Raw genomic sequence first — 26,108 nt, 5'->3', positions numbered from 1 at the left:
TGATCACCCCAGATCGGCGCGCCCGAAGCGCCAGTGACCGATCGCCAGGGGGACGACGCCCCACGCGAGGACGGCGGCGACGCCGAAGGCGTTGTGCGCCAGGGTGGCGGGGCCGGTCGACCAGACCGACGGCGTCAGGGCGTGACTGGTCCACTCGTTGGCGGCCAGCGTGGCCTGGATCGGGTTCAGCCGCCCGACGTACAGGTACCACTCGGGCGTCTCGCCGCCGGCGTTCGTGAGCGACCGGAGCGTCGACGGGTCGAACCCGGGGCCTTCGAGGACCGTCCCGACCAGCCGGACCACCGTCGCCCGCCAGAGGTTCAGTGGGCCGAGCGCGAGGTAGAGCCCGAACAGGACCGCGACCGCCCTGACCTTCGTCGCCACGGCCGCGGAGACGCCCACGGAGAGGCCCGCCCACGCGACGGTGAACGCCGCCAGCAGCCCCGCGTCGAGCAGGTACTCGACGCCGTCGAGCGTCCCGTAGGCCTGGATCAACACGCCGCCGAGGACGAGGTACGTCCCGAGCGAGAGCGCCAGCAGCAGGACGGTCCGGCTCAGTGCCTTGCCGAGGAGGACGGCGCCGCGGTCCGTCGGGAAGCTCAGCAGGACGCGGAGGCTCCCGGACTCGCGCTCGCCGGCGACCGAGGCGTACGCGGCGACGATGGCGACCGGGCCGGCGAACAGGACGAACGGGATCAGCAGCTGGTCCTGCGTCGAGTCGACGAACACGTTCCACGAGTCCGTGGCCCGGTCGTAGGTCTGGGGGACCGTCGCCGCGAGCACGACCAGCGTCGCCACCCACATCAGTTTCGACCGCGCCAGGTCCGTCAGGTCCTTCCGCGCGATCGTCAGCGCCCGGGCCGTCACGCCTCGGTCACCCCCGCCGAGGCGTCGGAGTCGGAGCCGGGAGCGGTGGCGCCCGTGTACTCGGTGAAGAGGTCTTCGAGCGAAGCCTCCTCGACGTCGATGTCGCGGACCGTCGCGCCCGCGGCGCCGACGCGCTCGATGACGGCCGCCTTCACGCCCGGGTCCGTACACGAGACGCGGAGCGCGTCGCCGCGGACGGCGACGCCCGTCACGCCGTCGATCGCTTCGACGCCGCTCGTGTCGGGCACCGTATCGACCGTGACGACGAGCGTCGATCCCGTGCCGAGCCGGCCGCGGAGACCGTCGACCGTGTCGACGGCCACGAGGTCGCCGTCGTTCATGATGCCGACGCGGTCGCAGACGGCCTCTACCTGCTCCATGACGTGACTGGAGAAGAAGACGGTCGCCCCGCGGTCGCGCTCCTCGCGGACGATCTCCCGCATTTCGCGGGCGCCGTTGGGGTCCAGGCCGCTGGAGGGCTCGTCGAGGATCAAGAGGTCGGGCTCGCCGACGAGCGCCATCCCGAGCGCGAGGCGCTGGGTCATCCCCTTCGAGAAGCCGCCGACCGCGCGGTCGGCGTCGTCCGCGATCCCGACCCGGTCGAGGATCGCCGCCGGGTCGGTGTCGACCCCTTCCATCTCGGCGGCAAAGCGGAGGTGTTTGCGTGCGGAGAGCCGGTCGTAGAGGGCGTACCCTTCGGGGAGGACGCCCAAGTGCCCCCGAACCGCCTGCGGTCGCTCCTGCGGGTCGACGCCGAGCACCGAGACCTTGCCGCTCGTCGGGCGGACGTAGTCCAGCAGGATGTTGATCGTCGTCGATTTGCCCGCGCCGTTCGGGCCGAGGAAGCCGAATATCTCACCCTCCGCGACTGTGAGCGAGAGCCCGTCGACGGCACGCACGTCGCCGTACTCCTTCGTCAGGGCGGTGGTTTCGATTGCTGCCATCTCGTCCGGACGATCGCCCCGATAGACGGTAAAATATCCGATAGGTTAGACGGATTTCGAAGCTACGTTACGCGGTGAGAAATTAACTACTACCGTATATTTAGACGACGCCGAAGCCACAGTTCAGATCGGTTACGGACGGCCGGAGGCGTAGTACCCGGCCGCGAGGAACGCCGCGGTCCAGGCGAGCATGACAGCCACGGCGTAGGCCACGTGGATCGGATCCCCGCCGATAGTGACCTCGTGGACCTCGCCGTCGTAGACGATGTGGGCCGAACTGAGCTTCACGGACAGCCAGTGGCTGACGCCCCGGAAGCCGTCGAACGGGTTGAACCAGCCCAGGTACAGCACCCACCAGGGGTCCCCGGAGTAGGGGTTCTCGAGGCTGGTGAGTTCGTGGGGGGCGTAGGCGTCGCCGAGGAGGAGCGCGCCGACGACGTTCGAGACGGTGTTGTGCCAGAAGTGGGTCAGGTTCGCGAGGGCGTACAGGCCGAGCGTGGCGGCGAACGCCCGCCTCGGCGTCGACGCGAGCCCGCCGAACCCGACGGCGATCGCCGCCCACATCACCGTGAACACCGACAGCAGCGCGGCGTTCGCGGCGTAGGCGGCCGGTTCGAACGCCCGGAGTTCGACGAAGACGAGCGCTCCCTGGAGCAGATACGCCCCCAGGACCAGACAGAGCAGGACCGCCGACCGACTCAGCGCGAACCCGAGGAACGCGGTCCGCCCCCGTTCCGGGAGCCCGCCGCGGGTCCGTCGGCTGCTCGGGTCGGGATCCGTCGCCATCGCGTGGTTCGACTCGTGATCGCGGTGCCGGTCGACGCCGGCCGCGACGTACGCAGTGAGACCGAGCGCGACGAGCGCCAGGGCGACGGGGTTCGGGCCGAACTGCATGATCGCGAGATAGGCGAGGACGGCGAGAGACGCGGCTCCGAGCGCCGCCGCAGTCCGGCGCGTCCGGTTCCGGCGTGTCGCTCCCCACGCACGTTCGACACGGCGGCGAAGCGCCCCCAGCCGGCCGGACGCGGGCGGGGCGCCGTTCGCCGCGTAGCCGACCCCGGCCGCGGCGGCGCCGACGGTCACGTAGTAGAGCGACGGCAGCCGGGTCATCACGTCGTAGGGTGTCTGTACCAGGATGTCGCTGCCGACCAGGTCGTGGACCGGCGCGACGGTCAGCGCGACCATCACCACGGCGATCACCCACAGCAGCGTCGAGCGCCGGAGCGCCGCGAGGTCGCGCCGCGCGACCGCGAGCGCGGAGCCCGCCGGCCCGGAGTCGCGGTCCGCGGGGTCGGAACGGCGGTCTCGCTGCCGATCCCGCTCGTTCGCGTCGGACCGGTCGCGGGGCGTCGCCATCGTGTCCCCACCTGAGCGGGGTCCGGAGTAAAACCCGGCGGTGACTTCGACGCCGTTCGAAACTTTCTGTAGCTTATATGTGATACCGGCGACTCCTCGCAGGCATGGACGAGGTGGACGGCGGTCGGTCCCCGCGACCGCTCTCGCGTCGACGGGTCCTGAAGAGCGTCGGCGTCGCTGCCGGCGCGGCGGCCGTCGGCGGCGGCCACCTGCTCAGCCGTGACAGCCCGGAGATGCCGCGGCGCCTCGATTCGTGGCCGCCGGACACCGGCGCCGCCACCGTGGTCACCGGGGACTACTACGACCAGTGGTCGACGTGGGCCCGTGAGGCGTTTCACGACCGGACCGACATCGAGGTGCGGAGCTACCGGACGTTCGCCTGGTACCCCTCACGTTCGCTGGGCGGTCGCGAGCGGCCCCCGGGAGTGCTCAGCAGAGCGTTCGACCGCGTCACGGGGCTGTTCACCGAACCGAGCGCGCGCGACGAGCCCGACGGGTCGTTCGACACCGTCGTCACGACGACTGATTCCCTCCGCACGGCGATCGACGACGGGCTGCTCCACCCGCTGCCCGCGGAGGACGTGCCGTCGTTCGACCGGGTGTTCGACGTGTTCCGCTCGGTCGGAGTCCACCGGACGGACGGCGACGTCTTCGGGCTCCCCGTCGAGGCGCAGTGTACGCCGCTCGTGTACAACGCCGATTACTTCGAGCGCCCGCCGGACTCCTGGAGCGCCCTCTGGGAGGGCGCCGACGAGGGCGAGGTGCTGGTCGACACGGACGTCGTCTACGGACACCCGGAGCTCGCCGCGCTGTACGCCGGAGAGGACCCGCGCGACCCGGACTTCGACCGGCTGGAGTCGGTCCTGCGTCGCCAGCGGCCCAAGCTCGTCGACGGGCACGACGACCGCGAGCGGCCGGCCGCCGTCGAGCGGTTCGTCGCCGAGGACGCCGTCGTCGGGTCGCTGTCGCTCCCGGCGGTGTACGAGGCGCGTTTCGAGCGGGGCGTGCCCCTGGAGTACGTCGTCCCGTCGGAGGGGGCGATCCTGAACTGCGACTTCTCCGCGGTGCCGACCGCGAGCAAGCGGCCGCTCGCCGGCCTCCGCTACGCGAACTGGCTGTGCCGGCCCGAGGTGGCCGCCCGGCGCTGGGAACTGGAGCGAGCGGTCCCGACGGTGCCCGTCGGCGAACACGCGTCGGCGGCCGTCCGGGAGTTCCTCGCCTGGGCGGACGAGGGGGAGTTCCACCTGAAGCCGCACCTGTTCGGTCCCGAGGAGACCACGACGAGGTATCGGCGACTGATGCAGCGGGTCGAGGAGGGCGAAGATGGCGACTGATGGGCCGGACTGCGTCGGTCGGCCGTCCGGAATCCGCCGCCGAGCGAGGGCCGGTCGACGCCCCAGGAGGGACGATGGCCGGAGGTGACGACGGCGGGCTGCTGACCGATCTGGGCTGGCTCGCGGTGGGCGTGGTCGTGGGCGCGCTCGCGGCGGCCGCCGTCTCGGCGTCGCTGGGGCTCGCGCTCGGGTCCATCGGTGCCGACGACGGGCCGACCGTCGAGCGGAGCAACCTCACGCTCCCCGACGGAGCGGGGGAGGCCCACGACCGGGGCGTCACCGGGTCGAACGTCACCGTCGGCGTCCTCGACGCGACGGGGTTCGCCACGGGTCACCCGACGCTCCGAGATCGCGTCGTCGCCGCTCGCGCGTTCGGACCGGGCAACCGCGTCGGGAACGGCGGCGTCACCGCCCACGGCACCGCCGCGGCGACCACCGTCGCGGCGACGGCGCCCGACGCCGACCTGTTGCTCGCGAACGCCGACTCGCCCGAGGCGGCCGTGCGCGGGATGCAGTGGCTCGTCGACCGCGGGGCCGACGTCGTGGTCGTCGAGTTCAACCGACTGGGCGCCCCGGACGACGGGACGGCGCCGCTGTCGCGGGCCGCAACGCGCGCTCGCGACGCGGGCGTCCTCGTCGTCGCGCCGACCGGGAACCAGGCGCGCGGTCACTGGGCGGGCTCGCTCCGCCCCGACCGCGAGGGCGCCCACGAGTTCCCCGACGGCGTCCGCAACGGGCTCGTCCCGCTGTCGCCGTCGGGGTCGTCGACCGCCGGCCCGGTCGAACTGTGGGTGACCTGGACCGACCCGGCCGGCGACGACGTCGACCTGACGCTCGAACTCTACCGCGACGCGCCTGCCGGACCCGAGCGAGTCGCCACCTCCGAACCCGTCCGGCGGGACGTCCCGCGCACCGGCCGTACAGAGAGGGAGCGCATCGAGACGTCGGTCGGCCCCGGGTCGTACTACGTCACCGTCCGGACCGATTCGGGACCGGAGAGCGCCTCCGCGTCCGACGTGCGCCTGGAGATCGAGTCGACGACGCACGGGCTCGAACAGGCACGACCGGCCGGGAGCGTCGCGGCGCCCGCGACCGCCCGGGGAGTCCTCTCGGTCGGCGCGTACGACGGCGACACGGGTAACGTCGCGGTCCACAGCGGTCGCGGTCCGACTGCAGACGGGCGCCGCGGCGTCGACGTGGTCGCGCCCGTGGGTATCTGGAACGAGTGGCCGGGCCGGGGCGCGACCGGAACGTCGGTCGCGGCCGCGTACGCCGGTGGGACGGCGGCGCTCGTACTGGACGCCGACCCGTCGCTCGGCCCCGGCGGTGTCGAGCGGGCGCTCGAATCGTCGGCAGCGAGCGCCGACCGGGAGACGCCCGACTCGATCGCCGGCCACGGGCGCCTCGACGTACGCAGGGCCGTCGAGCGAGTCGCGTCGGACTCGGCGGTACGGACGGAGCGTGCGCTGCCGGGCATCGCGCCGCTGGCGCTGCTCGCGGCGCCGCTACTCGGGGTCGCGTCGATAGTTCGAGGACGCGGACGCGCGGTCGCCTGGAGGCGAGACAGATGAGCAAGATTTCACGTATCAAACACGGCACGACGGACGACCGCGATGCGACGCCGCGGTTCGTCGAACTCGGGAGCGAGGAGGAAGACAGGGTGTTCGACGCGCTCAGTTCGGAGACGGCGCGGCGCATCTACCGCGCGCTTCACGAGGAGCCGCGGACCCCCTCGGCGCTGGCGGCGGCGACGGAGAAGTCCGTCCAGACCGTCTCGTATCACCTGACGAAACTGGAGTCGGCGACGCTCATCGAGCCCGTCGGCACCCACTACTCGGAGAAAGGGAAGGAGATGACCGTCTGGGCGCCCGCCCAGGGCGCCGTCGTCATCGCCGAGGAGACCGAGCACGCCCGCCGCTCGCTGGAAGAGTACCTCGGGGCGACGGCCGGGCTGGTGGCCGCCAGCGCGGTCTTGCACTACGCCGGCGAGCGGTTCGTCGCGGCGACTCCCACGGGGAGTCCGCTGCTCGAACCCGCGGGAACCGGCGGCGCGCGAACGGCCGTCGACGGGGTCGCACAACTCGTCGCGACGGCCGTCGCGACAGTCGATCCCGGGCTCGTCCTCCTCGTGTTCGGTCTCGCGGTCCTCGCCGTCGATTACTCGCGCACCGAGATCGCCTGAGATCGACCGGACCGACCGGTCTCGGGCCAGTCAGTCGCCGGACCGGTCAGTCGTCGGCCGCTTCGGCGCCGTCGCTCTGGTGGTTGGCGACGGCGCGCTCGACGGCAGTCTCCAGCGACTTGAAGTGCATCTCCTCGATGGCGCCTTCCGGCGTGTACCAGCAGTAGTCGTCGTGCGTGTCGTCGAGGTCGACGTTGCGACTGCGGGCCCGCACCCGGTAGAGCACGGCGTAGACGGGTTCGTCGCCCTTGCCCCAGATGTCGGTGACGGTCTTGACCGGTTCCTCGACCGTCGTATGCAGGCCCACCCGGTCGTGGAGCGTCCGGCGCAGCGCGGCCTCGGGCTCCGCGTCGGTCTCGATCCGACCGCCCGGAAAGGTCCACGGCCGCAGCCCGCTCGTGACCAGCAGCACGTCGCCGCGCGGACCGAAGACGATCCCGCGCTGCGTCACGTGTCCCCTGAAATACGTTTCGGCCATTGTGATTGCTTGCTGTTCGGACGGCCTTCAACGTTTCCGCCGACTCCGACCGAGCCGGCCGTTCGACTCCGGAGACGAGAATCGGGGAGAAATAAAGATAACAGTCCTGGTAGGACTTCGGAACGGTTCGATTTCTCACGTGTTTCGGACGGTGTACGGGCGGATTTTCCTCACGGAGTGACCAAAATTAATACAACCGTCGGCGCGGAGGGTTGGCTATGGACGACGACTCCCCCCGGATGGACATCGGGCTCGTGGGGCTCGGCGAGCACGGGGAGACGCACGCGCAGTTCCTCCAGGAGCTCGGGCACACGGTCCACGCGGTGGACCTCGATCCCCGAGTGAAACAGCGGTTCCTCGACCGGTACGACGCGACGATGTACGAGGGGCTGGACGCGCTCTTCGAGGCCGGCCTCGACGCGGTGATCATCTCGACGCCGAACAAGTTCCACGAGACGGCGGCGCTCAAAGCGTTCGACACCGGGCTGGACGTGCTGATCGAGAAGCCCCTGGCGCACGACCTGGAGAGCGCCGAACGGATCGTCGAGGCGGCCGAGGAGACGGGTAACATCTGCATGTGCGGCTACTTCCACCGCTTCCGGAACCGCTGCAAGCTGGCGAAAGCCTACGTGGAGAGCGGGCGCCTCGGCGACGTCAGACACATCGACGCCCGGTACATGCGCCGACGGGGCGTCCCCGGTCGCGGCACGTGGTACACCTCCCGCGAGATCGCCGGCGGCGGCGCGCTCATCGACGTCGGGTGTTTCCTGATCGACCTCGTCCTCGACTTCTACGACTGGCCGGAACTGGAGCAGGTGATCGCCACCGCCCAATCGGACTTCGGCAACCGATCTGACTACGCGTACCTGGAGATGTGGGGCGAGGACGACGAGGCGAAGATGTACGACGTCGAGGACGCCGCGACCGCCTTCTGCGAGTTCGAGGGCGGCCGAACCGCCCACCTCGAAGTCGCGTGGGCGGCCAACGCCCGGCGGTGCCACGAGTACAACATCCGGGGGACCGAAGCCGGCGTCTCCATGGACATCACGAACCCGCTGGAGTCGGTCGAACCGTCGAACACGCAAGTCCGCGATTTCCGCCTCTACGAGGTCCGCAGCGACGTGGTCGACCACTACGTCGACAGCGAACTGATCCCGCCGGCCAACGACCCGTTCCGCGACGAACTCGCCACCTTCCTCGCCGCCGTCGAGACGGGCGAGTCGCCCGACCGCTGCACCGCACAGCAGGCGCTGGCGGTCCAGCGAGTGATCGACAGCATCTACGAGGCGACCGACCACGGCTGGGTCTGAGCGGTCGACGCTGATACAGGTTTAAGGCTCGGCCCCGTGAGGGTCGTCCATGAGCGACGGGGACTCGCAGCCGCGAGGCGAGCAGATCAAGTCGGTCGCCACGGCGTTCCGCGTCCTGGAAGCGGTCCGCAAGCGCGACCGCGTCGGCGTCACGGAACTCGCGGAGGCGCTCGACCTTCCCAAGAGCACCGTCCATCACTACCTCAGCACGCTCGCGGCCGACAACTACCTGGTCCGCGAGAACGGCACGTACCGACTGGGGCTCGGACTGTTCACGCTCGGCGCCCAGGCCCGGACGCAGGAGCGGATCTACCACGTCGCGAAGCCCAACGTCGACAGGCTGGCCGACGCGACGGGCGAACAGGCCCGACTGGTGGTCGAGCGCGACGGCCACGGGATCACCCTCTACCAGGCGGCCGGCGACAACGTCGACGACCCGCCCACCTACGCGGGCACCGTCGAGGACCTCCACTGCACGGCCGCCGGCAAAGCGTTCCTCGCGGAACTCCCCGAGGACCAGCTCGACGCCCTTCTCGCCGACAATCCGCTCCCCCGTCGGACGGCGAACACGATCACCGACCCGGAAGAACTGCGCGAGTCGCTAGCCGAGATCCGCGAGCGCGGCGTGGCCTTCGACGACGAGGAGCGCGACGAGGGCGTCCGCTGCGTCGCGTCGTCTATCTCGGACCGCTCCGGGGAACTGCTGGGCGCGATCAGCGTCTCGGGCCCCGCCGACCGACTGACCGACGAGCGGTTTCGTTCGGAGATCCCCTCGCGACTCCGCAACGTCGTCGGCGTCGTCGAGTTCAACACCACCTACTCCGAGTGGTCCGACGCCCTCTGAGGGCGCGCTCCCCCGGCAGATCGCCCCTGGCGTCTCCTCCCCCGTTTCTTCGCCCCCATCACCGGGATTCTTCCACCGATCTGGGATCCCACCGTCGGATAGCCACTCGCTCGTCCGTCGCCGATTCGTGCAACGAATTCTGACGTAATCTGCGAAAGTATAATTTCCATGTCTATGAAATAAAATTGTTATTTTCGCACTCGGCAGATAGTTGCCCCGTCCGCGGTGACGGCGGCTCGTCCGAACCGGCGAAATCCTGAGAGGGGAAAGAGAGATGGTGCGGCAGGCAATTCGAGGGATCGAGTCACGGCGTGGGGATGTGCTCCTACGAGGGGACGTAGGGTCAGCCGAACTGACAGTGAGTCGGAGTCTGCCTGCCGGTTTCTGCTTTCGAACTCTCGAACTTAAAATTTTCTCTCGTGATCCGAGACGTCCCCTCCGCAGCGACCGGTGCGGATGGGCGCAGTCACCGCACCGCGGCATCTGTCGCTGATCAGTCAGAATCATTCAGGAATGTTTTTGTATGTTGATTTTGATGTGGGTCCCGTATGGTGAGTGATGGCGACCCTCACAGGGGCGCACGTAGCGGCAGCACTGGCACGGGTGGACTGAGTCGACGGAACTTCATGGCGTTGCAGGCGGCGGTGGTCGCGGGGGCGGCCACCGGGACGGCCGCCGGCGCGTCGGGGGCCGCCGGCGCGACGGGGGCGACCGTCGGCAACACCGTCACGATCGATGCCGGCGATCGGACCGACGAGCCCGTCTCTGACGGGCTGTTCGGGCGGCTCTGCGAGAGCTACGAGTCGGGGACGATCTACCCCGGCGTCTACTCGGAGCACGTCAAGAACCCCTCCTTCTACCCGCGGAGCTACTCCGAAGACGACTACTTCGGTCCGCGGACGTTCTATCCCGCGTCCGACATCGAACGGGCCGGCGGGATCCCCTTCCCGTGGGAACCAGTCGGCGGCGACGAGGCGGGGGTCTCCTTCGAGTCCCGTGAGGGCGGCGTCTCGGCGGTCGAGACGACGAACTACCAGCGCGTCACCCTCGACGGGGCCCGCGGCGGCATCTCCCAGAAGATCGTCCTGCCGGACTTCCGGACCCACGGGTACGACCTCTCGGTGTCGGTCCGCGGCGACGGCGTCGAGACGGTCCGGGCCGCGCTGACCTCGCTGGACGGCGACGAACTCGCGTCGACGGAACTCGACGTGACCGGCGAGTGGGCCCGCCACGAGGTGACGCTCGAACTCGCGGAGGCCAGCGGCGACCAGTACGTCGCGGGCGCGATCGGAAACGTCGACACGCCCTACGGCAAGTACGCCGTCGAGTTCACCGCGGAGGGGAGCGGCCACGTCGACCTCGACTGGATCAACCTGGCGGCCGACGACGCGATCCGCGGCAAGTACAACCCGAACACGGTCGAGCTGATGCGCGAGCAGAACACGACCTGGTTGAAGTGGCCGGGCGGGAACTTCGTCAGCCAGTACAACTGGCGCGACGGGATCGGGCCGAAATCCGAGCGGCCGGTCCGGTTCAACCACGCCTGGGGCGGTATCAACCCCAACTACTTCGGGACCGACGAGTACCTCGAACTCTGCGAGATCGCCGATCTCACGCCCCGGATCACGATCGGCTGGTGGGACAACCCGCCGGCCTGGGCGTCGGAGCGCCAGACGCTCCCCGAAGACGCCGCCGACTGGGTCGAGTACTGCAACGGCGACGCGGACACGGAGATGGGCGAACTCCGCGTCGAGAACGGCCGCGAGGAGCCATACGACATCACGCACTGGGAGGTCGGCAACGAGGTGTGGGGGCCCTGGCAGCGCGGGTCGACGCAGGACGCCTCGGAGTACGCCAGCGGCTCCGACGAGCGGATCGGGTTCACGACGTACTACGACGCGATGAAGGATGTCGACGACGACATCCTCGTCTACGCCGACGCGATGGATCCCGGATACGAGGAGGCGAACACGCCCGACCCGGCGACGTGGAACGAGACGCTGTTCGCGGAAGCCGCCGACCGCCTCGACGGCTTCGACCTGCACCGCTACAACTGGGGCATCGAGAATCAGGAGGACCGGGACGCCTGGTACGAGGCGAACGACGCCGGCCCCATCGACTACAACGAGATCCTCGTGATGTTCCCGACGGAGTTCGGTCAGCTGATGGCGGATCTGAGCGAGAAGGCCGCCGACGCGGGCGTCGACGACTTCCGGATCAACGTCGGCGAGTACGGCCTGTTCCCCGGCGTCGACGACGGCGCCCCCTATCCCGGCCCGGAGACGATGCCCGGCGGGTCGTACATCGCGGGGATGCTCAACGCCTTCATCCGGCAGAGCGACACGGTCAAAGAGGCCTCCCAGACGTGGCTCCCGGTGCGGATGTTCCCGCCGATCAACGAGGACTACCCGCCGGACCCGAACCCGCTGGCCCCGTCGGGTACCGTCACGGCGCTGTACTCGGCGGTCTTCGAGGGCAACGCCGAGTGGCACGCCGTCGACGTCGACATCGAGGGTGACAGCCGGACCATCCCGGAGACCGGTCCGCGCATCCGGCGCATGGAGGACGTGCCCTACGTCGACGCGGCCGCCATGGAGAACCGCCGCGGGAAGGAGCTGGCCGTCTTCCTGACGAACCGGAACCTCCGGGAGAACGCCGAGGTCACGCTGGACCTGGGCGAGTGGTACGCGGGCAAGTCCGTCGAGTCGGTCGCGGTCCGGCCGACCGCCGAGGAGCGGCCGCTCCCACACGCCTTCCCCGAGTCGTGGGCGGAACCGACGAACCACGTCGCGGAGACGTCGATGGAGACGGTCGCCGACGACGGGACGCTCTCGCTGACCCTCGACCCCGCCGCGGTCGTCAGGCTCTACGTGGACAACGACCGCGGGCGCCCCGACACCGTCGACGACGACGGCGTCTGGCACGGGATCGACGTCGCGCCCGACGGCGAGCCCTACCACGAGAACTACTGCGACGACGACCGCGGAAGGGGGCACGACGACGATGACGACGGTCGGGGGAACGGACGCGGGCGCAAGGATCGCTGTCGTGACGACCGGGACCGAGACCGCGACGACAGGGACCGGGACCGCGACGACAGGGACCGGGACCGCGACGACAGGGACCGCGATCGCGGCGACCGGGACAGGGACCGCAACGACCGGGACCGCGAACGATGATGACCTCTGGGACCGTGACGATGCCGACGGCCGCGGTGGCAACGTTCCCGACGGAGACCGCGGCAAGAGATCCGGAGACGACCGCAGCGGACACAAAGGCAACAGCGGTCACAGCAGTTACTGACGAACGGTAACGGAACGGCGACGAGGGCGCGACGACTAACAGCTTTCTCTCGCTTCCCGAACGGCGGACGGCACTGCTCTGATTTCAGTTGTCGGGGGGTCGCCGCTCACTCCTCGATGAGCGGGGCGAACGGGTCCCACTCGTAGTAGAGGCCGGCGGCGCCCACGAGGACCATGACGAGCTGGACGGCCAGGGAGAGAATCGACATGACGTACCCCGCGGTCCCCGGCTCTTGCAGGACGAACAGCCCGGCGGTCATCACGAGCAGTGCCAGTCCGACGGCGAGAAGCGCCCGGAAGACAGCCTTGCTCGCGTGCATGCCCGCTTCTTTCTCCGTCGCGGGTAAAGAACTACTGGAAACGGGAACCGACCACGTCAGCCGTCGATCCGTAGTAGGCCCGCGGTCAGTCCGCGGGTGAGCCGTGGTCAGCTAGCGGTGGTTAGTCCGCTGTCGAACCGTCCGCTGTCCCCGGACTCTCGGGAGCGTCGTCGGCGAGTTCCGGACTCGACCAGTACTCGTGGTCGTCGTAGGCGCGGTAACAGGCGACGTCGTGGTCGTCGCCGACGGTGACGGCGTCGGGCATCTCGCCGGTACAGGCCTCGCGAGCCTCCGGACAGCGCGTGTGGAAGCTACAGCCGGTCGGGGGATTGCGCGGGTCCGGCACGTCGATCTTCCGGAGCGGCGAGTCGCCGCGACCGGCCGCCTCGGGGTGGAGGTTCGGCGTCGCCCACATCAGCGCCTTCGTGTAGGGGTGCTGGGGGTCACCGAGCACCTCGTCGATCGGGCCGATCTCCACGAGTTCGCCGAGGTACATGATGCCGATGCGCCCGTCGGACTTGCCGGCGATGTAGCTCGCGTTCGAGAGGTTATGGCTGATGAACAGGAAGGAAGTGTCGAAGGTGTCCTGCAGGTCGAGCATGAGGTCCATCATGTCGATCCGCAGGCTCACGTCGAGCGCCGACACCGCCTCGTCCGCGAGGATGAGGTCCGGATTCATCAGCAGCGCGCGGATGAGCGCGACGCGCTGTTGCTCGCCCCCCGAAAGCTGGTGCGGGAAGCGCTTGGCGTAGTCCTCCGGCGGCTCCATCCCGACGCGGACGAGCATCTCGTGGATGCGCTCGCGCCGCTCGAACGTGTCCATGTCCGGGTGTCGCAGGCGAAGCGGCGCCTCCAGCGAGTGCTGGACCGTCTTGTTCGGGTTGAGCGAGGCGCCGGGGTCCTGGTGGATGATCTGCAGCGACTGGCGGATCTCCTTGAAGGGGATCTCCACGTCGCCCTCGCCGTCTTTGGCCTCCCAGACGTCCTGGCCCTTGTACTTCACCGACCCGCCGGTCGGGCGCTGGGTGCCGATGGCGGTCTTGCCCAGCGTCGTCTTCCCGCAACCGGACTCGCCGACCAGCGCGACCACGTCGTTCTCGGGGATGTCCAGTGAGACGCCGTCGACCGCCTGGACGACCTCGGGATCGTCGCCGAACGGGAGGATCGACCCCTCGGACTCGAAGTGGACCTCGACGTTCTCCATCGAGACGACGGGTTCGTCAGTCATTGATGGTCACCTCCCGGATGGTCAGCGGCACCTCGTCTGGGACCCGGTCGACGTAGTGACAGGCCGCCGCGTGGGCGTCGTCGTCGCCGTCCAGCGGCGGATCCTCGCGGACGCAGGTCTCGTCGGCCAGCGGACACCGCGGGTGGTACGAACAGCCCTCGGGGACGTTCACCGGGTCCGGCGCCGCGCCCTCGATGGGGCGCATCTCCTCGCGCGGCGTGTCGAGGTTCGGCGTCGCGTTCAGCAGCGCCCGCGTGTAGGGGTGTTTCGCGCCGGTCAGGACGTCATCGGCGGGGCCGACCTCGACGAACTCGAAGGCGTACAGCACGGCCAGTCGGTCGGCGAGGTTCGCCACCAGCGGCAGGTCGTGCGTGATGAACACGATCGTGAGGTCGCGCTCCCTGGCGATGTCCTTGATCAGTTCGATGATGGAGCGCTGCATGAGCAGGTCGAGCGCGGCGGTCGGCTCGTCCATCACGAGCACTTCGGGTTCGAGGACGAGCGCGAGCGCGATGAGCGCCCGCTGGCTCATCCCGCCCGACAGCTCGTGGGGATACGAGCCGAGCACCTGGTCGGCCTCGAGGTAGAGGTCCGAGAGCAACTCGCGGGCCCGCTCCATGCCCTCTTCGACGTCGAACTCGTGGATAGAGAGGGTCTCGCGGAAATGGTCCTCGATGGACATCGTCGGATTGAACGAGCTCATCGCGCCCTGGAAGACCATCGCGATCTGCCGCCAGCGGATGTCCTTGATGTCCTCGTCGTCGCTGCGGTCCAGCAGGTCGATCGACTCGCCGTCCTCGGGGTGGAACGCGATGTCGCCCGTGAGGACGCCCGGGTCGACGACGGCGTCGAGCAGGGCCGAGGCGAACATCGACTTGCCCGACCCCGACTCGCCGACGACGCCGAGGATCTCGCCCCGCTGGATGTCGATGTCGACTTCGTCGAGCACGCGCGACTCCCCGCGGTCCATGTCGAACGACACGGAGATGTCGCGCACTTCGAAGATCGGGTCCGAGACTGCCGCGGTGTGTGTCTGTTGCATGGTCATTCTTGGTAGGGCGCGTCGTCTTCGACGGTCTCTGCGTGGCGTGCGCGGATGCGCGGGTTGAAGAGCTTCTCGGTCCCCTGTGCGAAGAGGACGAAGCCGAAGGAGATGCCGATGATGGCGATCATCGGGATGAGCAGCCAGTAGATGAACTCGAGCGCGTAGATGGCGCCGTCGTTGTAGGCGCCGTTGAGCATGATACCCCAGTTCTCGTGGACGCCGCCGAGAATCCCGAGGTAGTACAGCGCGACGGACCCGAAGATCACGTTGCGTGCGGAGTTGACGAAGTTGATCAGGACGTACGGCATGATGTTCGGCAGGATATCGTCCTGGAGGATCCGCCGCGTCGACGCGCCCATGATGCGCGAGGCCTCCACGTACGAGTGGTCGCGAAGGGAGAGCACCTGCGAGCGGATGGAGCGAGCCAGTCCGGCCCAGGCGTTGATCGTGATGAGGATCCCGATGACCGCCGGGTTCGTCGGCTCGAACACGGCAGCGAGCAGGATGATGAGCGGCAGCCCCGGGATCGTCATCGCGATGTCGGTGAGCGTCGTCAGCAGGCGATCGATAGCCCCGCCCTTGTAGCCGGAGACGGTGCCGACAACCGTCGCGATGGCCGTCGAGAAGACCGCGCCGGCGGCGATCATCTGGAGCATCGGCGGCGTCGCGTGGACGGTCGACGACAGCAGGCTCTCACCGAGATTGTTCGTCCCGAGCGGCACCGACCAGTCCTGGAAGGGCTGTGTGTACCGGTCGCCCTGTCCCTGGTTCGGCGCCTCGACGAGCACGACGCCGACGGTACCCAGCAGCACGTAGAACAGGATGATGATCGAACCGGTCTGGGTCCGCCAGTCGTCCCAGGCGACCCTGATGGGGGTCAGGATCGCGATGTCGATCCACTCGCGGTAGATCTCCGCCTTCGAGGCGGTCTGTCCGGCGGCCGTCGAGGAGTCGTCGGACTGGTTGAACGAAGAGGTCTTCTCCGCCATGTCAGTAGGCCTCCCGTGAGCCGGTGTCGCTGATACGTGGGTCGATCTTGCTGTACGTCAGGTCGGCGATGAGGATGCTGATGAGCACGGCCAGGGTGATCATCAGGAACCCGCCCATCATCAGCGGGTAATCCTGGAAGTGGATCGCCCCCAGGAGGACCTCACCGAGGCCCTGGTACGCGAAGATCTCCTCGAGAATCACCGACCCACCGAACATGAATCCCACCGAGATCATGAAGTTCGTGTACATGGGAAGGACGGCGTTGCGGCCGACGTAGCGGGTCGCGATCCGCCGACCGGGGACGCCCCGCAGGTGCGCGACGCGGATGTAGTCCTCGCCGATCTCCTGGATCGCGTTGCCCCGCATCGTGATCGCGACGCCGCCGAACCCGGTGGCGACGAGCGAAATGATGGGGAGTATCGCGTGGCGCAACACGCTAACGATGAACTCGAGCGTCAGGGACGGTTCGAGTCCGGACGCGTGTCGGCCGGACTGCGGGAGCCATCCCCACTGGATGGAGACGATGTAGACCAGGAAGATCGCGGCGATGTAGTACGGCACGGAGTTCAGGAACATCGAGGTGATCGTCGAGGAGACGTCGAACCGGGTTCCCTCGAGGTAGGCCATGACCGCTCCCAGGACGATCCCGATAGCGAACGTCAGCAGGATCGATATCGAGAGGAGGAAGACGGTCCACGGCGTTACCTCGATGAGGATGTCCGCGACCGGCCGCCCGTACTGGATCGACTGTCCCAGATCCCCCTGGAGGACGCTCGTGACGTAGTTGTAGTACTGAACGTGAAGCGGCGTCGACGGGTCGATGTTCGTGTACGATTCGACCAGATTGTTGAGCTCGCGCATGCTGATCTGGTCGGAACCGCCACTTCGCATCACCTGCGCCCTGAAGAAGTCTGCGGGCCCACCCGGGATCGACCGCACCAGGGCGAAGGTGACCGTGACGACGGCCACGAACGTTATGAACGCCTGTCCCACTCGTTTGGCAACGTACATCGATTATTGAAGAATGGTGGTATGAAATGGCATAACTGTTTCGCTCGATGCGCCTCGGGCCCGGCGATCGGGCCGTTATTCCGATTTCGCCTGCAGCTTGCCCTGGCGCGGGAGCCACCAGAGCGGGAACTTGGCCTGGTAGGCCGGGTCGTCCGTCGGCGGGATCTCCCAGTTGTCCGTCCGGTACCAGGTCGCGTCGTTGATCTCGTGGATCTGCAGCATCGGCAGCGTCTGGTTGGTGATCCAGGCGAGCTTGTCGGTGAGCTCCGCGTAGCGGTCACCGCGGGCGGTGAGCAGTTCCGAGTGGAGTTCTCTGAGGTTGAACTCCTGGAGCTCGCCGTCGGGTTCGCCGACCGGCGGGGCCATCAGGCTCGTCGGGTCGATGCCCAGGAAGTTCACGTCGACGTTGTAGTACTGGTCCCAGACGTAGTAGGGGCTGGACCGCTGGAGCGTCCAGCCCGTCGAGGCCACCTTGTAGTTGTTGGCCGTGAAGTGGTCTCCCCAGTAGGCCGTCGCCTCGATGGTCTGCATCTCCGTCTCGATGCCCTCGCTGGTGAGGTTGTCGACGATCGTCTGGTAGATCGGGTGCCAGTCGTTGTAGGTCGGCACCTTGATGGAGAACTCGAAGACGTCGCCGTTGGGCTTGTACCAGGTGCCGTCGTCCTTCTGGTAGCCCTCCTCGCGGAGCAGGCGTCGGCCCCGCTCGGGGTTCCGGTAGCGGTGCAACGTGTCGGCCATCTCGTCGGAGACTTTGTTCCGCCACCGGTCAGACTGCTCGTTCTGACCGTTGATGTTCCCGACGAGTCCGCTGGGCGCTTCGACCGGCTGCCCCCAGCGGCCGTAGTTGTTCGCACAGGCCGCGCGGTCGACGAACTCGGAGATGGCCTGCCGGACGCGGACGTTACCGAAGTCCTCGTCGTTGTGGTTGAACGGCAGCGACTGTCCCCACAGCGCCGGGAGCGCCGCCGACTCCATGGCGTCGGGGACGTTCTCGAAGACCGACTGCGGCGGGTTGTAGTTCCGGAACGCGTCGACTTCCATCCCGATCAGGACGCTGGCGGTGTCGCTCGACACCTTCTCGATGTCCCAGTAGTCCCAGTTGATGTTGTCGGCGTCCGGGTGGTGCTCGTACTTCTCCATCCGGAGGCGGCTGCTGGAGATGTCCGTGACCTGGAAGGGGCCGTTACCGTGGGGCTCCTCGAACCGTTTGCTGCGGAGGTCGGTGCGGATGTTCGACGCCGCGGTCCCGGTCGTCGCGTCTTCCCACCGCTCGACGTAGTCCTTGTACCTGCGCCAGGGCGTCTCCAGCGCGTAGTAGTTCAGCCCGTCGTCGAACAGTTCTCGGCTGATGGTCCCGTCGAGGGTGAGCTCGACGGACCTGTCGCCGGAGCGGTTGATCTCCGTCCAGAATTTGCCCAGCGTCCCGTTCGTGAGCGTGTCGGTGACGAACTTCGCGTAGAGGTCGTCGGCGTTCACCGGGTCGCCCGGGTCACCGTTGTGCCAGGTGAGGCCGTCGCGGACCTTCAACTCCGCCGTCTCGCCCTCGAAACTAGTGACTTCCAACGCGTAGGGCGTGATCTCCTCGTTGGCGATGTTGTACCGCTGGAACCAGTCGTTCTGCATGGCGTGGCTGAACGTCTGGTTCAGATTGAGGTGGTTGAACTGGTAGTTCGTCGGGTTGACCGTGTCGCCCTCGGTCATGGCGTTGTCCGCGGGCGTGAAATTGCCCCCGGCAGTCCCGTCCGAGGTTCCGTCGCCACCGTCGCCATCCTCTCCGTCACCGCTCCCGTCGCCGCCGTCGCCGCCGTCGCCGTTGTTCGAACACCCTGCGAGCGCCGCTGCACCGCCCATCGCGCCGGCACGGAGAATATGCCGTCGCGAAAACCGGCGCCCTCGCGCTGCTGCCCTGTCTGTCGGCTTGCCATCTGATGGCATGGGCTATTGTTCCAAATTGGATTCATATAAGGATTTCGGATGATCGACCATGGAGCGATTCGTCTCACCGGGAGAGCGCTATCTGCCCGCAGATCGCTCGATCGGGCCGGAGTCTGGTTCGCTCCGGACGTTCGAAATGCCAGGGCCGTTCCGAACCGATACGCTTCCGTTCCGCAGACACGGACAGCCGTTCTACGCACTGGTACCCCAGACCTGCGGACCGCTGGCCCGCGCTCGACATCGAACACTCGTTCGGCGAGTCCGCCCGTGAAAGCGTCCCGGCGATGTGAGGCGAAGGGGCGATGTGAGGCGGAGGGGCGATTCGCTGGCACCACCTGTAGATGGCGTCATAATCGCAAGACTGCAAGGCGATCCATTCGTCGGCTGTACTACTTCAGTCCCTGATATGTCGGTCGAACGTTCGCTCGATTCGCCGTGCGGCGCCGCGACCGCGTTCGTGTCGACCGACGCCGACGACTGGGTGCGTCGATCGGGTCCGAGATCGAGAGGGAATCTGATGAAACGCTAGCAATTCTCGCCGTGGGAACCGGCGGGTACGGCGACCGAATCCGGGTATCGCTGATCTCATGGACCGTCGTCGCACCGAGAACACCGTCCCGCTGCGACCGACGAGCGGTCGCGAGCCGTTCGGGCGTCCGGTGCGTCACGGGGTCGTCCGGAGGGCGGAGGACGAGTGGATCGGCGGGCCGGTGACCACTGACTGGTCCCATCGAGATGGCGAGACGTGTCCCGACGTTCCGTTCGGTGATCACCGTCAACGGCGAGAGAGAAACGGAGATGGCCGCGTGATACCGGCGGCCGACCGCACGCATCCATGACAGCGAACGCGACCGGAGTCGGGCCCGGTCTACGGCGGCGTCACTCCACGGAGATGCCGGCGACCGTCGCCGGTTCGAGTTCCGCGGTGATGGTGCCGTCGTTATCGACGGTCACGTCGAGCTCGTCGGCGGCGAACGCGTCGGCGTTGTCGGCGTCGACTTCCAGGTCGGGCTCCTGGCCCTCGAAGAGGACCTGCGCGTCGACGTCGTCGCCGGTCGCGTCCTCGACGGTGAACTCGACGGTGTGGGCGGCGCGGGTGTCGAGGTTCGTCGCGGTGACGTACACCTCGCCGTCCTCGTCGACCGAGGCGGAGGCGCCGACCAGCGGCAGCTCCTCGTCGTCGACCTCGCGCGTGGGCGTCTCGATCGAGGTGGTGACGGCCTCGTTGCCCTTGTGGGGGGCGTAGAGGTCGTAGACGCGGTAGGTCGGGCGCGCGAAGGCGTCGTCGCCCTGGGTCTCGACGAGGCACTGCAGGACGTTGACCGTCTGAGCGATGTTGGACATCGTCATGACGTCGGCGTGGTCGTTGAAGATGTCCAGCACGGCGGCGGCCGACAGCGCGTCGAGGACGGTGCCGGGCTGTTCGAGACCGGTGCCGCCCTGGGCCTCGGGGTGCCACGAGCCCCACTCGTCGATGATGACGCCGATGTCGCGCGTGGACGCGAAGGCGTTGATAGCGGAGGCGAGGCGCTCGATGTGGTGGTCCATCTCCAGCGCCTCGAGGAAGAACTCGTCGTAGTCGTCTTCGTCGGACTCCGCGACGGACATCGTCCGGCCGTAGTAGTGGTGCAGCGTCAGGTGGTCGAGCGGGTAGTCGACGCCCCAGGGCGTGCCGCCGACTTCCTCCATGAACTGGTGGTTCCAGTCGTGGCCCTCGAACCCGCAGGCGATGAGTTCGAGGTCGTGGTCGAGCATGTGGGCGGTCTGGGTGCCGACGTACGTCGCGAAGCGGCGGTACTCCCGGGCGTACTGCTCGGGGTCCATCTGGCCGCCACAGCCCCAGTTCTCGTTACCCAGGCCCCAGTACTTGACCTCGAAGGGGTCCTCGCGGCCGTTCTCGCGACGGCGGTCGGCGAGCGTGGTGTCGCCGTCGTAGTTGACGTACTCGACCCAGTCGGCCGCTTCCTGCGGGTCGCCGGAACCGACGTTGGCGGCGAGGTACGGCTCCGTGCCGACGCGCTCGCAGAATTCGAGGAACTCGTGGGTCCCGAAGCGGTTGGACTCCTCGGGGATCATCTCGCGGCCCTGGCCCCAGAACAGGTTCCGGCGGCGGGGTCGCTCCTCCTGCGGGCCGATGCCGTCTTCCCACTGGTAGTCGTCGGCGAAACAGCCGCCGGGCCAGCGCAGGACCGGCATCTCCAGGTCGTCGAGCAGTTCGACGACGTCCTCGCGGAAGCCGTCCTCGTCGACGGAGTCGTCCGTGTAGATGCCGTCGTAGATGCAGCGTCCGAGGTGCTCGGCGAAGTGGCCGTGGAGTTCGGGCTCGATGCGGTCGATACCTGCCTCTGTGTGAACGGTGACGCGGGCGTTTGCCATACAGACGTATGGTATCCCGAGGCCGTCGTATAAAATGATCGGTCCGAACGGCGACGAACGGCCCGATGTAGCCGTTGAGACGGCTCTCGCGAACGGAACAGACGGAAGTCAGCCGTTCGGACCGGGATAGACCGAACGGCGGTCGTGGCGATGGGCTACAGCTGTTCGACGGTGTTCTCGAGCGTGCCGACGTTCTCGATCTCGATATGGATCTCGTCGTCCTCCTCGAGGGTGACGTCGTCCGGCGGGATGATCGACGTGCCGGTGAGCAGGGCGGTCGACTCGGGCACCTCGTTGTACCGGGTGTAGTAGTCGACCAGTTCCTCGCAGGTCCGGACCATCTCGCTGGTCGAGGTGGAGTCCTCGAAGACGGTGTCGCCGTCGCGGATGATCTCCATGTTCATCTCGACGTCGAGCGGGTCGCCGATGGCCTCGTCGGTCGCGATGCAGGGGCCGATGGCGCAACTCTTCGCGTAGATCTTGCTCTGGGGCAGGTACAGCAGGTTGTCGCGCTCGATGGAGCGGCTGCACATGTCGTTACCGACGGTGTAGCCGACGATCTCGTCCTCGTAGAGGATGATCGTCATCTCGGGCTCGGGGACGTCCCAGTCGGAGTCGCCGCGGATCCCGACCGTCTCGTTCGGACCGACGGTCCGACTCGGGGTCGCCTTGAAGTACACCTCGGGCCGGTCGGCCTCGTAGGCGTTGAGGTACGCTTCGGCGAGGCCGCCCTCGTCCTCGCGGGACTCCTGGCTGATGGCGTAGGTGACGCCGGCCCCCCAGATCTCGTCGGGGTCGAGCGGTCGGACGAGGTGCTCCCGGACGGTCGAGAGTTCGACGGTCGGGGCCTCCTCGATCAGTCCCCGGGCCACGTCGTCGACGGTCTCGTCGGTCAGCGACGCGGCTGACGCGAGTTCGAGAAACGACGTCGGTTCGGCTTCGGTCGCTGTGAGGTCGTAGGCGGCGGACTCGTCTTCGACAATCAGCGACGGAGACTCCCCTCGCTCGATGCGATAGTAACGCATAGTCCCTCATGGTGAGTTCGAAGTCATAAAGATTGTGTTAGCGACGTTTACGGGGGAGCCCGCGTCGTGGGAGCGTGGCACAAATGCCATCCGGAATCGCCGGATCAGGCGTGCTGGAGGTTGACTTCGATGATGTTCGCCGTGCTGAGGACCTCGGAGGGGATCGTCTCCTCGAACCGTTCGCCGTTCATTCGGCTCTTGGGGGCCGAGACGCTCACCGCGCCGACGACCCGGTCGTCGGTGACGATCGGGGCCGCGACGCAGCGAACGCCCTCGACGCGCTCCTCGTTGTCGATCGCGTAGCCGCGCTCGCGGATCGCTTCGAGCTCCTCTTCCAGTTCGTCGCGGTCGGTGATCGTCCTGCTCGTCACGGGTTGCAGGCCGTGTTCGTCGAAGATGGCGTCGCGTTTGGCCTCGCTCACCCAGGCGAGGATCGTCTTCCCCATCGCGGTCGTGTGCAGGTCGACCTCCATCCCCTCGTAGGTGTCGAGGTTCACCGACCGCGACCCCTTGACCTTGTAGAGGAAGATACCGCGGCCGTTCTCCTCGATCATGAGGTTCGCGTGCTCGCCGGTGTCGCTGGCCAGCTGCCGCACTTCGCCCTCGGCCACCTGAAAGAACTGTGACTCCGCGCGTGCGCGACCCCCGAGGTTGAGAAACCGGACGCTGACGCGGAAAGTGCGGTCGTCCTTGACGAGGTAGCCGGCCTCCGTGAGCGTCTTCAGGTGGTCGTGGACCGTGCTCCGGGGCTTCTCGAAGCGCTCGACGACTTCGGGGAGGGTCGCCCCGCCCATCTCGTGGACGGTCTCGATGACGTCGAGGCTCGTCGCGGTGGACTTGATCGGCGGGTCCCGTTCGACGTGCATACCGATATCACGGGGCCGGATCCACATTAATCGTCCGACAACGTCGGACGGGGGCTGACCCGCACAGATTCGGCCTGCACCGGTAGCTTTATTATGTCTCTCGGAAGCAACCCAACTATGTCGGACGTAGAAATCACCGACGTTGAGACGCACCTGGTAGCGAACCCGTGGAAGCCGTGGGTCTTCGTCCGTCTGCACACGGACGCGGGCGTCACCGGCATCGCGGAAGCGACGACACACGACAAGCCGCGGACGGTCGTGGCGGCCATCGAGGAGATGTCGGACTTCTTCATCGGCCGCGACCCGTTCGACACCGAGAAGTTGTGGCTGGAGATGTACCGCAACGAGTGGTTCTCCAAGAACGTCATCAACACGACCGTCGTCTCGGCGGTCGACATGGCCTGCTGGGACATCAAGGGCAAGGTGCTCGACCAGCCCGTCTACGACCTGCTGGGCGGTGCCCATCACGGGACCGAGCTGCGCGCCTACGCCAACGGCTGGTACACCGAGGCCGACGGCGAGCCGGAGGGCTTCGCCGAAGCCGCCGAGCGCGTCGTCGACGACGGCTACGACGCGATGAAGTTCGACCCGTTCGGGACCGCCTGGCAGTCGATGACCACGAAAGAGAAGAACCACGCCGTCGATATCGTGGGCGCGGTCCGCGAGGCCGTCGGCCCGGACGTGGAACTGCTCATCGAGTGTCACGGTCGCTTCTCGGCCGCGCAGGCCGTCGACATCGCTCGCAAGCTCGACCAGTTCGACCCGGCCTGGTACGAGGAGCCGTGCCCGCCGGACTCGATCAACAGCCTCGCCGAGGTCGCCGACAAGTCGCCGATTCCGGTCGTCACCGGCGAGCGCCACATGACCAAACACGAGTTCTTCGAGCTCGTCACCCGGACGGACATCGACGTGTTCCAGCCGGACCTGATGAACACCGGTGGGATCACCGAGGGCAAGAAGATCGCGGGCCTCGCGGAGGCCGACCACGTCGACATCGCTCCGCACAACCCGCAGGGGCCGGTCGCCGGCGCCATCTACTCGCACTTCTGCACCTCGATCCCGAACTTCCGCATCCAGGAGATGTTCCAGACCTACGACGAGGACTGGGTCGACGAGCTGCTCGTGGATCCGCTGGAGGTCGAGGACGGCTACGTTCAGGTGCCCGAGGGCCCCGGCTTCGGTATCGAACTCGACATGGACGTCGTCGAGGAGCACGAGTACACCGAGGACTCGGTCCACACCATCGACCTCTGGGAAGAGGACTGGGAGAAGCGCGCCGACGAACTGCGCTGAGCCGCCGTTCCGCCTTCGAAACTGGATACATCGTCTGTCCCACCGCGGAACCGTAGAAAACCGCGGAAACCGCTTTTACTCGACGTCGACCGTCTCGCCGGACTCCGCAGCCTCGTGGATCGCCCGGACCGCCTTCATGTCGACCAGCCCGTGCTCGCCGTCGGCGTACAGCGGTTCGTCCGCGAGCACCTGCTGGGCGAAGTACTCGAACTCCTCGGCCATCTGGTCGACCTGCTCGGTCTCGACGTCGACCGTCGTCTCGCCCTGCGCGACCGTCAGCGAGGTCTCCATGTGGAAGGCCGGTTCCAGTTCGATGCGGCCCTCGGTCCCGACGATCTCCAGGCGCGTGTGGTCGTGGGCGTTCTGCGACGACGAGCACGCGGCGTGCGTGCCGTCGTCGAAGACGACGGAGAAGGTCGCCACCTCGTCGGGGACCTCGTCGAACGCCTCGTGCTCGGAGGCCATCGTCGACTGGACCTGCACGGGGTCGGCGTCCAGGACGAACCGCGCGGTATTCAGCGGGTAGATGCCCAGATCCATCACGGACGTCCCGTAGCCGGTGAGGTCGGGATTGAGCCGCCACTGGTCGGGATTCTCGATCATCCGGAGGAGCGGCTGGGAGTTCTCGCCGTGGACGAGCTGCGGTTCGCCGATGACGCCGTCGCGGACGAGTTCGCGGGCCCGCCGGACCGCGGGTTCGGTGTGCATCCGGTAGGCGACCATCAGCGGGACGTCGTGCTCCTCGCAGGCTTCGACGAGCGACTCGGCGCGCTCGACGGTCGCCTCCATCGGCTTCTCGCAGAGAACGGCCTTTCCGTTGCGCGCGGCCGCCTCGACGTGTTCGAGGTGGGTCGCGTTCGGCGTGCAGACGTAGACCGCGTCGTACGCGTCGGCCGCCTCGCCGTCCGCGAATTCCTCGTAGGTCAGGCCGTGTTCGACGGTGTCGTACGCCTCGCGGACGCGGTCGGTCTTCTCCGTCGAACTGCTGACGACCGTCGTCGTCGTGCAGTGGTCTATCTCCTCGATGGCCGGGAGGACGTACTCGCTGGTCCACCACCCGATCCCGACGAGCGCGAATCTGACCGTGCCCGTCGCGTCGGTTCGCCAGTCTCTCGGTTCGTACTCGAACAGCGATGTCGACATTCCGTCTGAGCGATCCGCTACTGTGGACATAAATGTGACCTCTGCGGCCGGCGACGGTTCGTCCGATATATTCGGATGGATGATCCCGGAGGCGCGATCCCGGTGGGTTCCCTTCGGCTTACAGTCTTAATGTTGTAATCGCCTGGCAGCGTTCGAGCTTTGCGGGGTCTCGGCCGGCTGTAGTGGCGCTGACAGACTGTTGCCAGCGGTCGGTCCCGTTCGCTGATAGTCGTCGCTGTCCCAGAGGCCTGTCACTGTC

General features: G+C 67.7%; 21 protein-coding genes. 7 read left to right on the top strand and 14 right to left on the bottom strand.

The window, feature by feature from the left end; genetic code table 11:
* Positions 1-3 precede the first annotated feature (3 nt).
* The 3 genes from ACMGFH_RS10625 to ACMGFH_RS10615 form a co-directional block, all read right to left on the bottom strand.
* Complete coding sequence (locus ACMGFH_RS10625; RefSeq protein WP_415383093.1) at positions 4-867, bottom strand: ABC transporter permease; 864 nt, start codon at positions 865-867, stop codon at positions 4-6.
* Positions 864-1,811 (bottom strand): ATP-binding cassette domain-containing protein, encoded by a 948-nt coding sequence (locus ACMGFH_RS10620; protein ID WP_415383092.1) that lies wholly within the window; start codon positions 1,809-1,811, stop codon positions 864-866. The genes ACMGFH_RS10625 and ACMGFH_RS10620 overlap by 4 nt, the downstream gene beginning before the upstream one ends.
* 132 nt (positions 1,812-1,943) lie before the next feature.
* Positions 1,944-3,167 (bottom strand): hypothetical protein, encoded by a 1,224-nt coding sequence (locus ACMGFH_RS10615; protein ID WP_415383091.1) that lies wholly within the window; start codon positions 3,165-3,167, stop codon positions 1,944-1,946.
* A 104-nt stretch (positions 3,168-3,271) separates the two neighbouring features.
* Between ACMGFH_RS10615 and ACMGFH_RS10610 the strand changes: the two genes are divergently transcribed.
* The 3 genes from ACMGFH_RS10610 to ACMGFH_RS10600 all read left to right on the top strand — a co-directional run bounded on the left by ACMGFH_RS10610 (position 3,272) and on the right by ACMGFH_RS10600 (position 6,683).
* Positions 3,272-4,501, top strand: a complete 1,230-nt coding sequence (locus ACMGFH_RS10610) for an ABC transporter substrate-binding protein (protein WP_415383090.1) — start codon at positions 3,272-3,274, stop codon at positions 4,499-4,501.
* Positions 4,502-4,575: 74 nt separating this feature from the next.
* On the top strand, positions 4,576-6,072 hold the full coding sequence (locus ACMGFH_RS10605; protein WP_415383088.1) for a S8 family serine peptidase: 1,497 nt from the start codon (positions 4,576-4,578) through the stop codon (positions 6,070-6,072).
* On the top strand, positions 6,069-6,683 hold the full coding sequence (locus ACMGFH_RS10600) for an ArsR/SmtB family transcription factor (protein ID WP_415383086.1): 615 nt from the start codon (positions 6,069-6,071) through the stop codon (positions 6,681-6,683). The genes ACMGFH_RS10605 and ACMGFH_RS10600 overlap by 4 nt, the downstream gene beginning before the upstream one ends.
* A gap of 46 nt (positions 6,684-6,729) precedes the next feature.
* Here ACMGFH_RS10600 and ACMGFH_RS10595 read toward each other — a convergent pair whose 3' ends face one another.
* Complete coding sequence (locus tag ACMGFH_RS10595; protein ID WP_415383085.1) at positions 6,730-7,161, bottom strand: NUDIX domain-containing protein; 432 nt, start codon at positions 7,159-7,161, stop codon at positions 6,730-6,732.
* Positions 7,162-7,379: 218 nt separating this feature from the next.
* Here ACMGFH_RS10595 and ACMGFH_RS10590 point away from each other — a divergent pair, with 218 nt between their 5' ends.
* The 3 genes from ACMGFH_RS10590 (at position 7,380) to ACMGFH_RS10580 (ending at position 12,494) form a co-directional block, all read left to right on the top strand.
* The gene (locus ACMGFH_RS10590) at positions 7,380-8,471 is read left to right on the top strand and encodes a Gfo/Idh/MocA family protein (protein WP_415383084.1); all 1,092 of its coding nucleotides are present in this window, start codon (positions 7,380-7,382) and stop codon (positions 8,469-8,471) included.
* 49 nt (positions 8,472-8,520) lie between these two features.
* Positions 8,521-9,315 carry an IclR family transcriptional regulator gene (locus ACMGFH_RS10585; protein WP_415383083.1) on the top strand — a complete coding sequence of 265 codons (795 nt, stop codon included), beginning with the start codon at positions 8,521-8,523 and terminating at the stop codon, positions 9,313-9,315.
* A 626-nt stretch (positions 9,316-9,941) separates the two neighbouring features.
* Positions 9,942-12,494, top strand: a complete 2,553-nt coding sequence (locus ACMGFH_RS10580) for an alpha-L-arabinofuranosidase (protein ID WP_415383082.1) — start codon at positions 9,942-9,944, stop codon at positions 12,492-12,494.
* Positions 12,495-12,724: 230 nt separating this feature from the next.
* Here ACMGFH_RS10580 and ACMGFH_RS10575 read toward each other — a convergent pair whose 3' ends face one another.
* The 9 genes from ACMGFH_RS10575 to ACMGFH_RS10535 form a co-directional block, all read right to left on the bottom strand.
* Positions 12,725-12,937 (bottom strand): hypothetical protein, encoded by a 213-nt coding sequence (locus tag ACMGFH_RS10575; RefSeq protein WP_415383081.1) that lies wholly within the window; start codon positions 12,935-12,937, stop codon positions 12,725-12,727.
* A gap of 121 nt (positions 12,938-13,058) precedes the next feature.
* Positions 13,059-14,165, bottom strand: a complete 1,107-nt coding sequence (locus ACMGFH_RS10570) for an oligopeptide/dipeptide ABC transporter ATP-binding protein (protein ID WP_415383080.1) — start codon at positions 14,163-14,165, stop codon at positions 13,059-13,061.
* On the bottom strand, positions 14,158-15,207 hold the full coding sequence (locus ACMGFH_RS10565) for an ABC transporter ATP-binding protein (RefSeq protein WP_415383079.1): 1,050 nt from the start codon (positions 15,205-15,207) through the stop codon (positions 14,158-14,160). Before ACMGFH_RS10565 ends, ACMGFH_RS10570 begins: the two co-directional genes overlap by 8 nt.
* A 2-nt stretch (positions 15,208-15,209) precedes the next feature.
* Positions 15,210-16,199 (bottom strand): ABC transporter permease, encoded by a 990-nt coding sequence (locus ACMGFH_RS10560; RefSeq protein WP_415383078.1) that lies wholly within the window; start codon positions 16,197-16,199, stop codon positions 15,210-15,212.
* Between the two features lies 1 nt (position 16,200).
* Positions 16,201-17,211, bottom strand: a complete 1,011-nt coding sequence (locus ACMGFH_RS10555) for an ABC transporter permease (RefSeq protein WP_415383077.1) — start codon at positions 17,209-17,211, stop codon at positions 16,201-16,203.
* Between the two features lie 75 nt (positions 17,212-17,286).
* Entirely contained in the window at positions 17,287-19,146 is a 1,860-nt protein-coding gene (locus tag ACMGFH_RS10550; protein WP_415383076.1) for an ABC transporter substrate-binding protein, read from the bottom strand.
* A gap of 879 nt (positions 19,147-20,025) precedes the next feature.
* Entirely contained in the window at positions 20,026-21,522 is a 1,497-nt protein-coding gene (locus ACMGFH_RS10545; RefSeq protein WP_415383075.1) for an alpha-N-arabinofuranosidase, read from the bottom strand.
* 155 nt (positions 21,523-21,677) lie between these two features.
* Positions 21,678-22,547: a fumarylacetoacetate hydrolase family protein gene (locus tag ACMGFH_RS10540; RefSeq protein WP_415383074.1), complete on the bottom strand. Its 870-nt coding sequence runs from the start codon at positions 22,545-22,547 to the stop codon at positions 21,678-21,680.
* Between the two features lie 104 nt (positions 22,548-22,651).
* A complete protein-coding gene (locus tag ACMGFH_RS10535; protein ID WP_415383073.1) occupies positions 22,652-23,413 on the bottom strand; it encodes an IclR family transcriptional regulator in 762 nt (253 codons plus the stop codon).
* Between the two features lie 117 nt (positions 23,414-23,530).
* Here ACMGFH_RS10535 and ACMGFH_RS10530 point away from each other — a divergent pair, with 117 nt between their 5' ends.
* Positions 23,531-24,706 carry a mandelate racemase/muconate lactonizing enzyme family protein gene (locus ACMGFH_RS10530; protein WP_415383072.1) on the top strand — a complete coding sequence of 392 codons (1,176 nt, stop codon included), beginning with the start codon at positions 23,531-23,533 and terminating at the stop codon, positions 24,704-24,706.
* Positions 24,707-24,781: 75 nt separating this feature from the next.
* Here the strand turns inward: ACMGFH_RS10530 and gfo6 are convergent, their stop codons facing one another.
* Positions 24,782-25,849: a D-xylose 1-dehydrogenase Gfo6 gene (gene gfo6 / locus ACMGFH_RS10525; protein WP_415383071.1), complete on the bottom strand. Its 1,068-nt coding sequence runs from the start codon at positions 25,847-25,849 to the stop codon at positions 24,782-24,784.
* Between the last annotated feature and the right edge of the window lie 259 nt (positions 25,850-26,108).

Origin of the sequence: Halosimplex rarum, from assembly GCF_047715405.1 — an archaeon.
Classification (GTDB): Archaea; Halobacteriota; Halobacteria; order Halobacteriales; family Haloarculaceae; genus Halosimplex; species Halosimplex rarum.
This window is presented reverse-complemented; position numbering and strand designations above follow the sequence as displayed.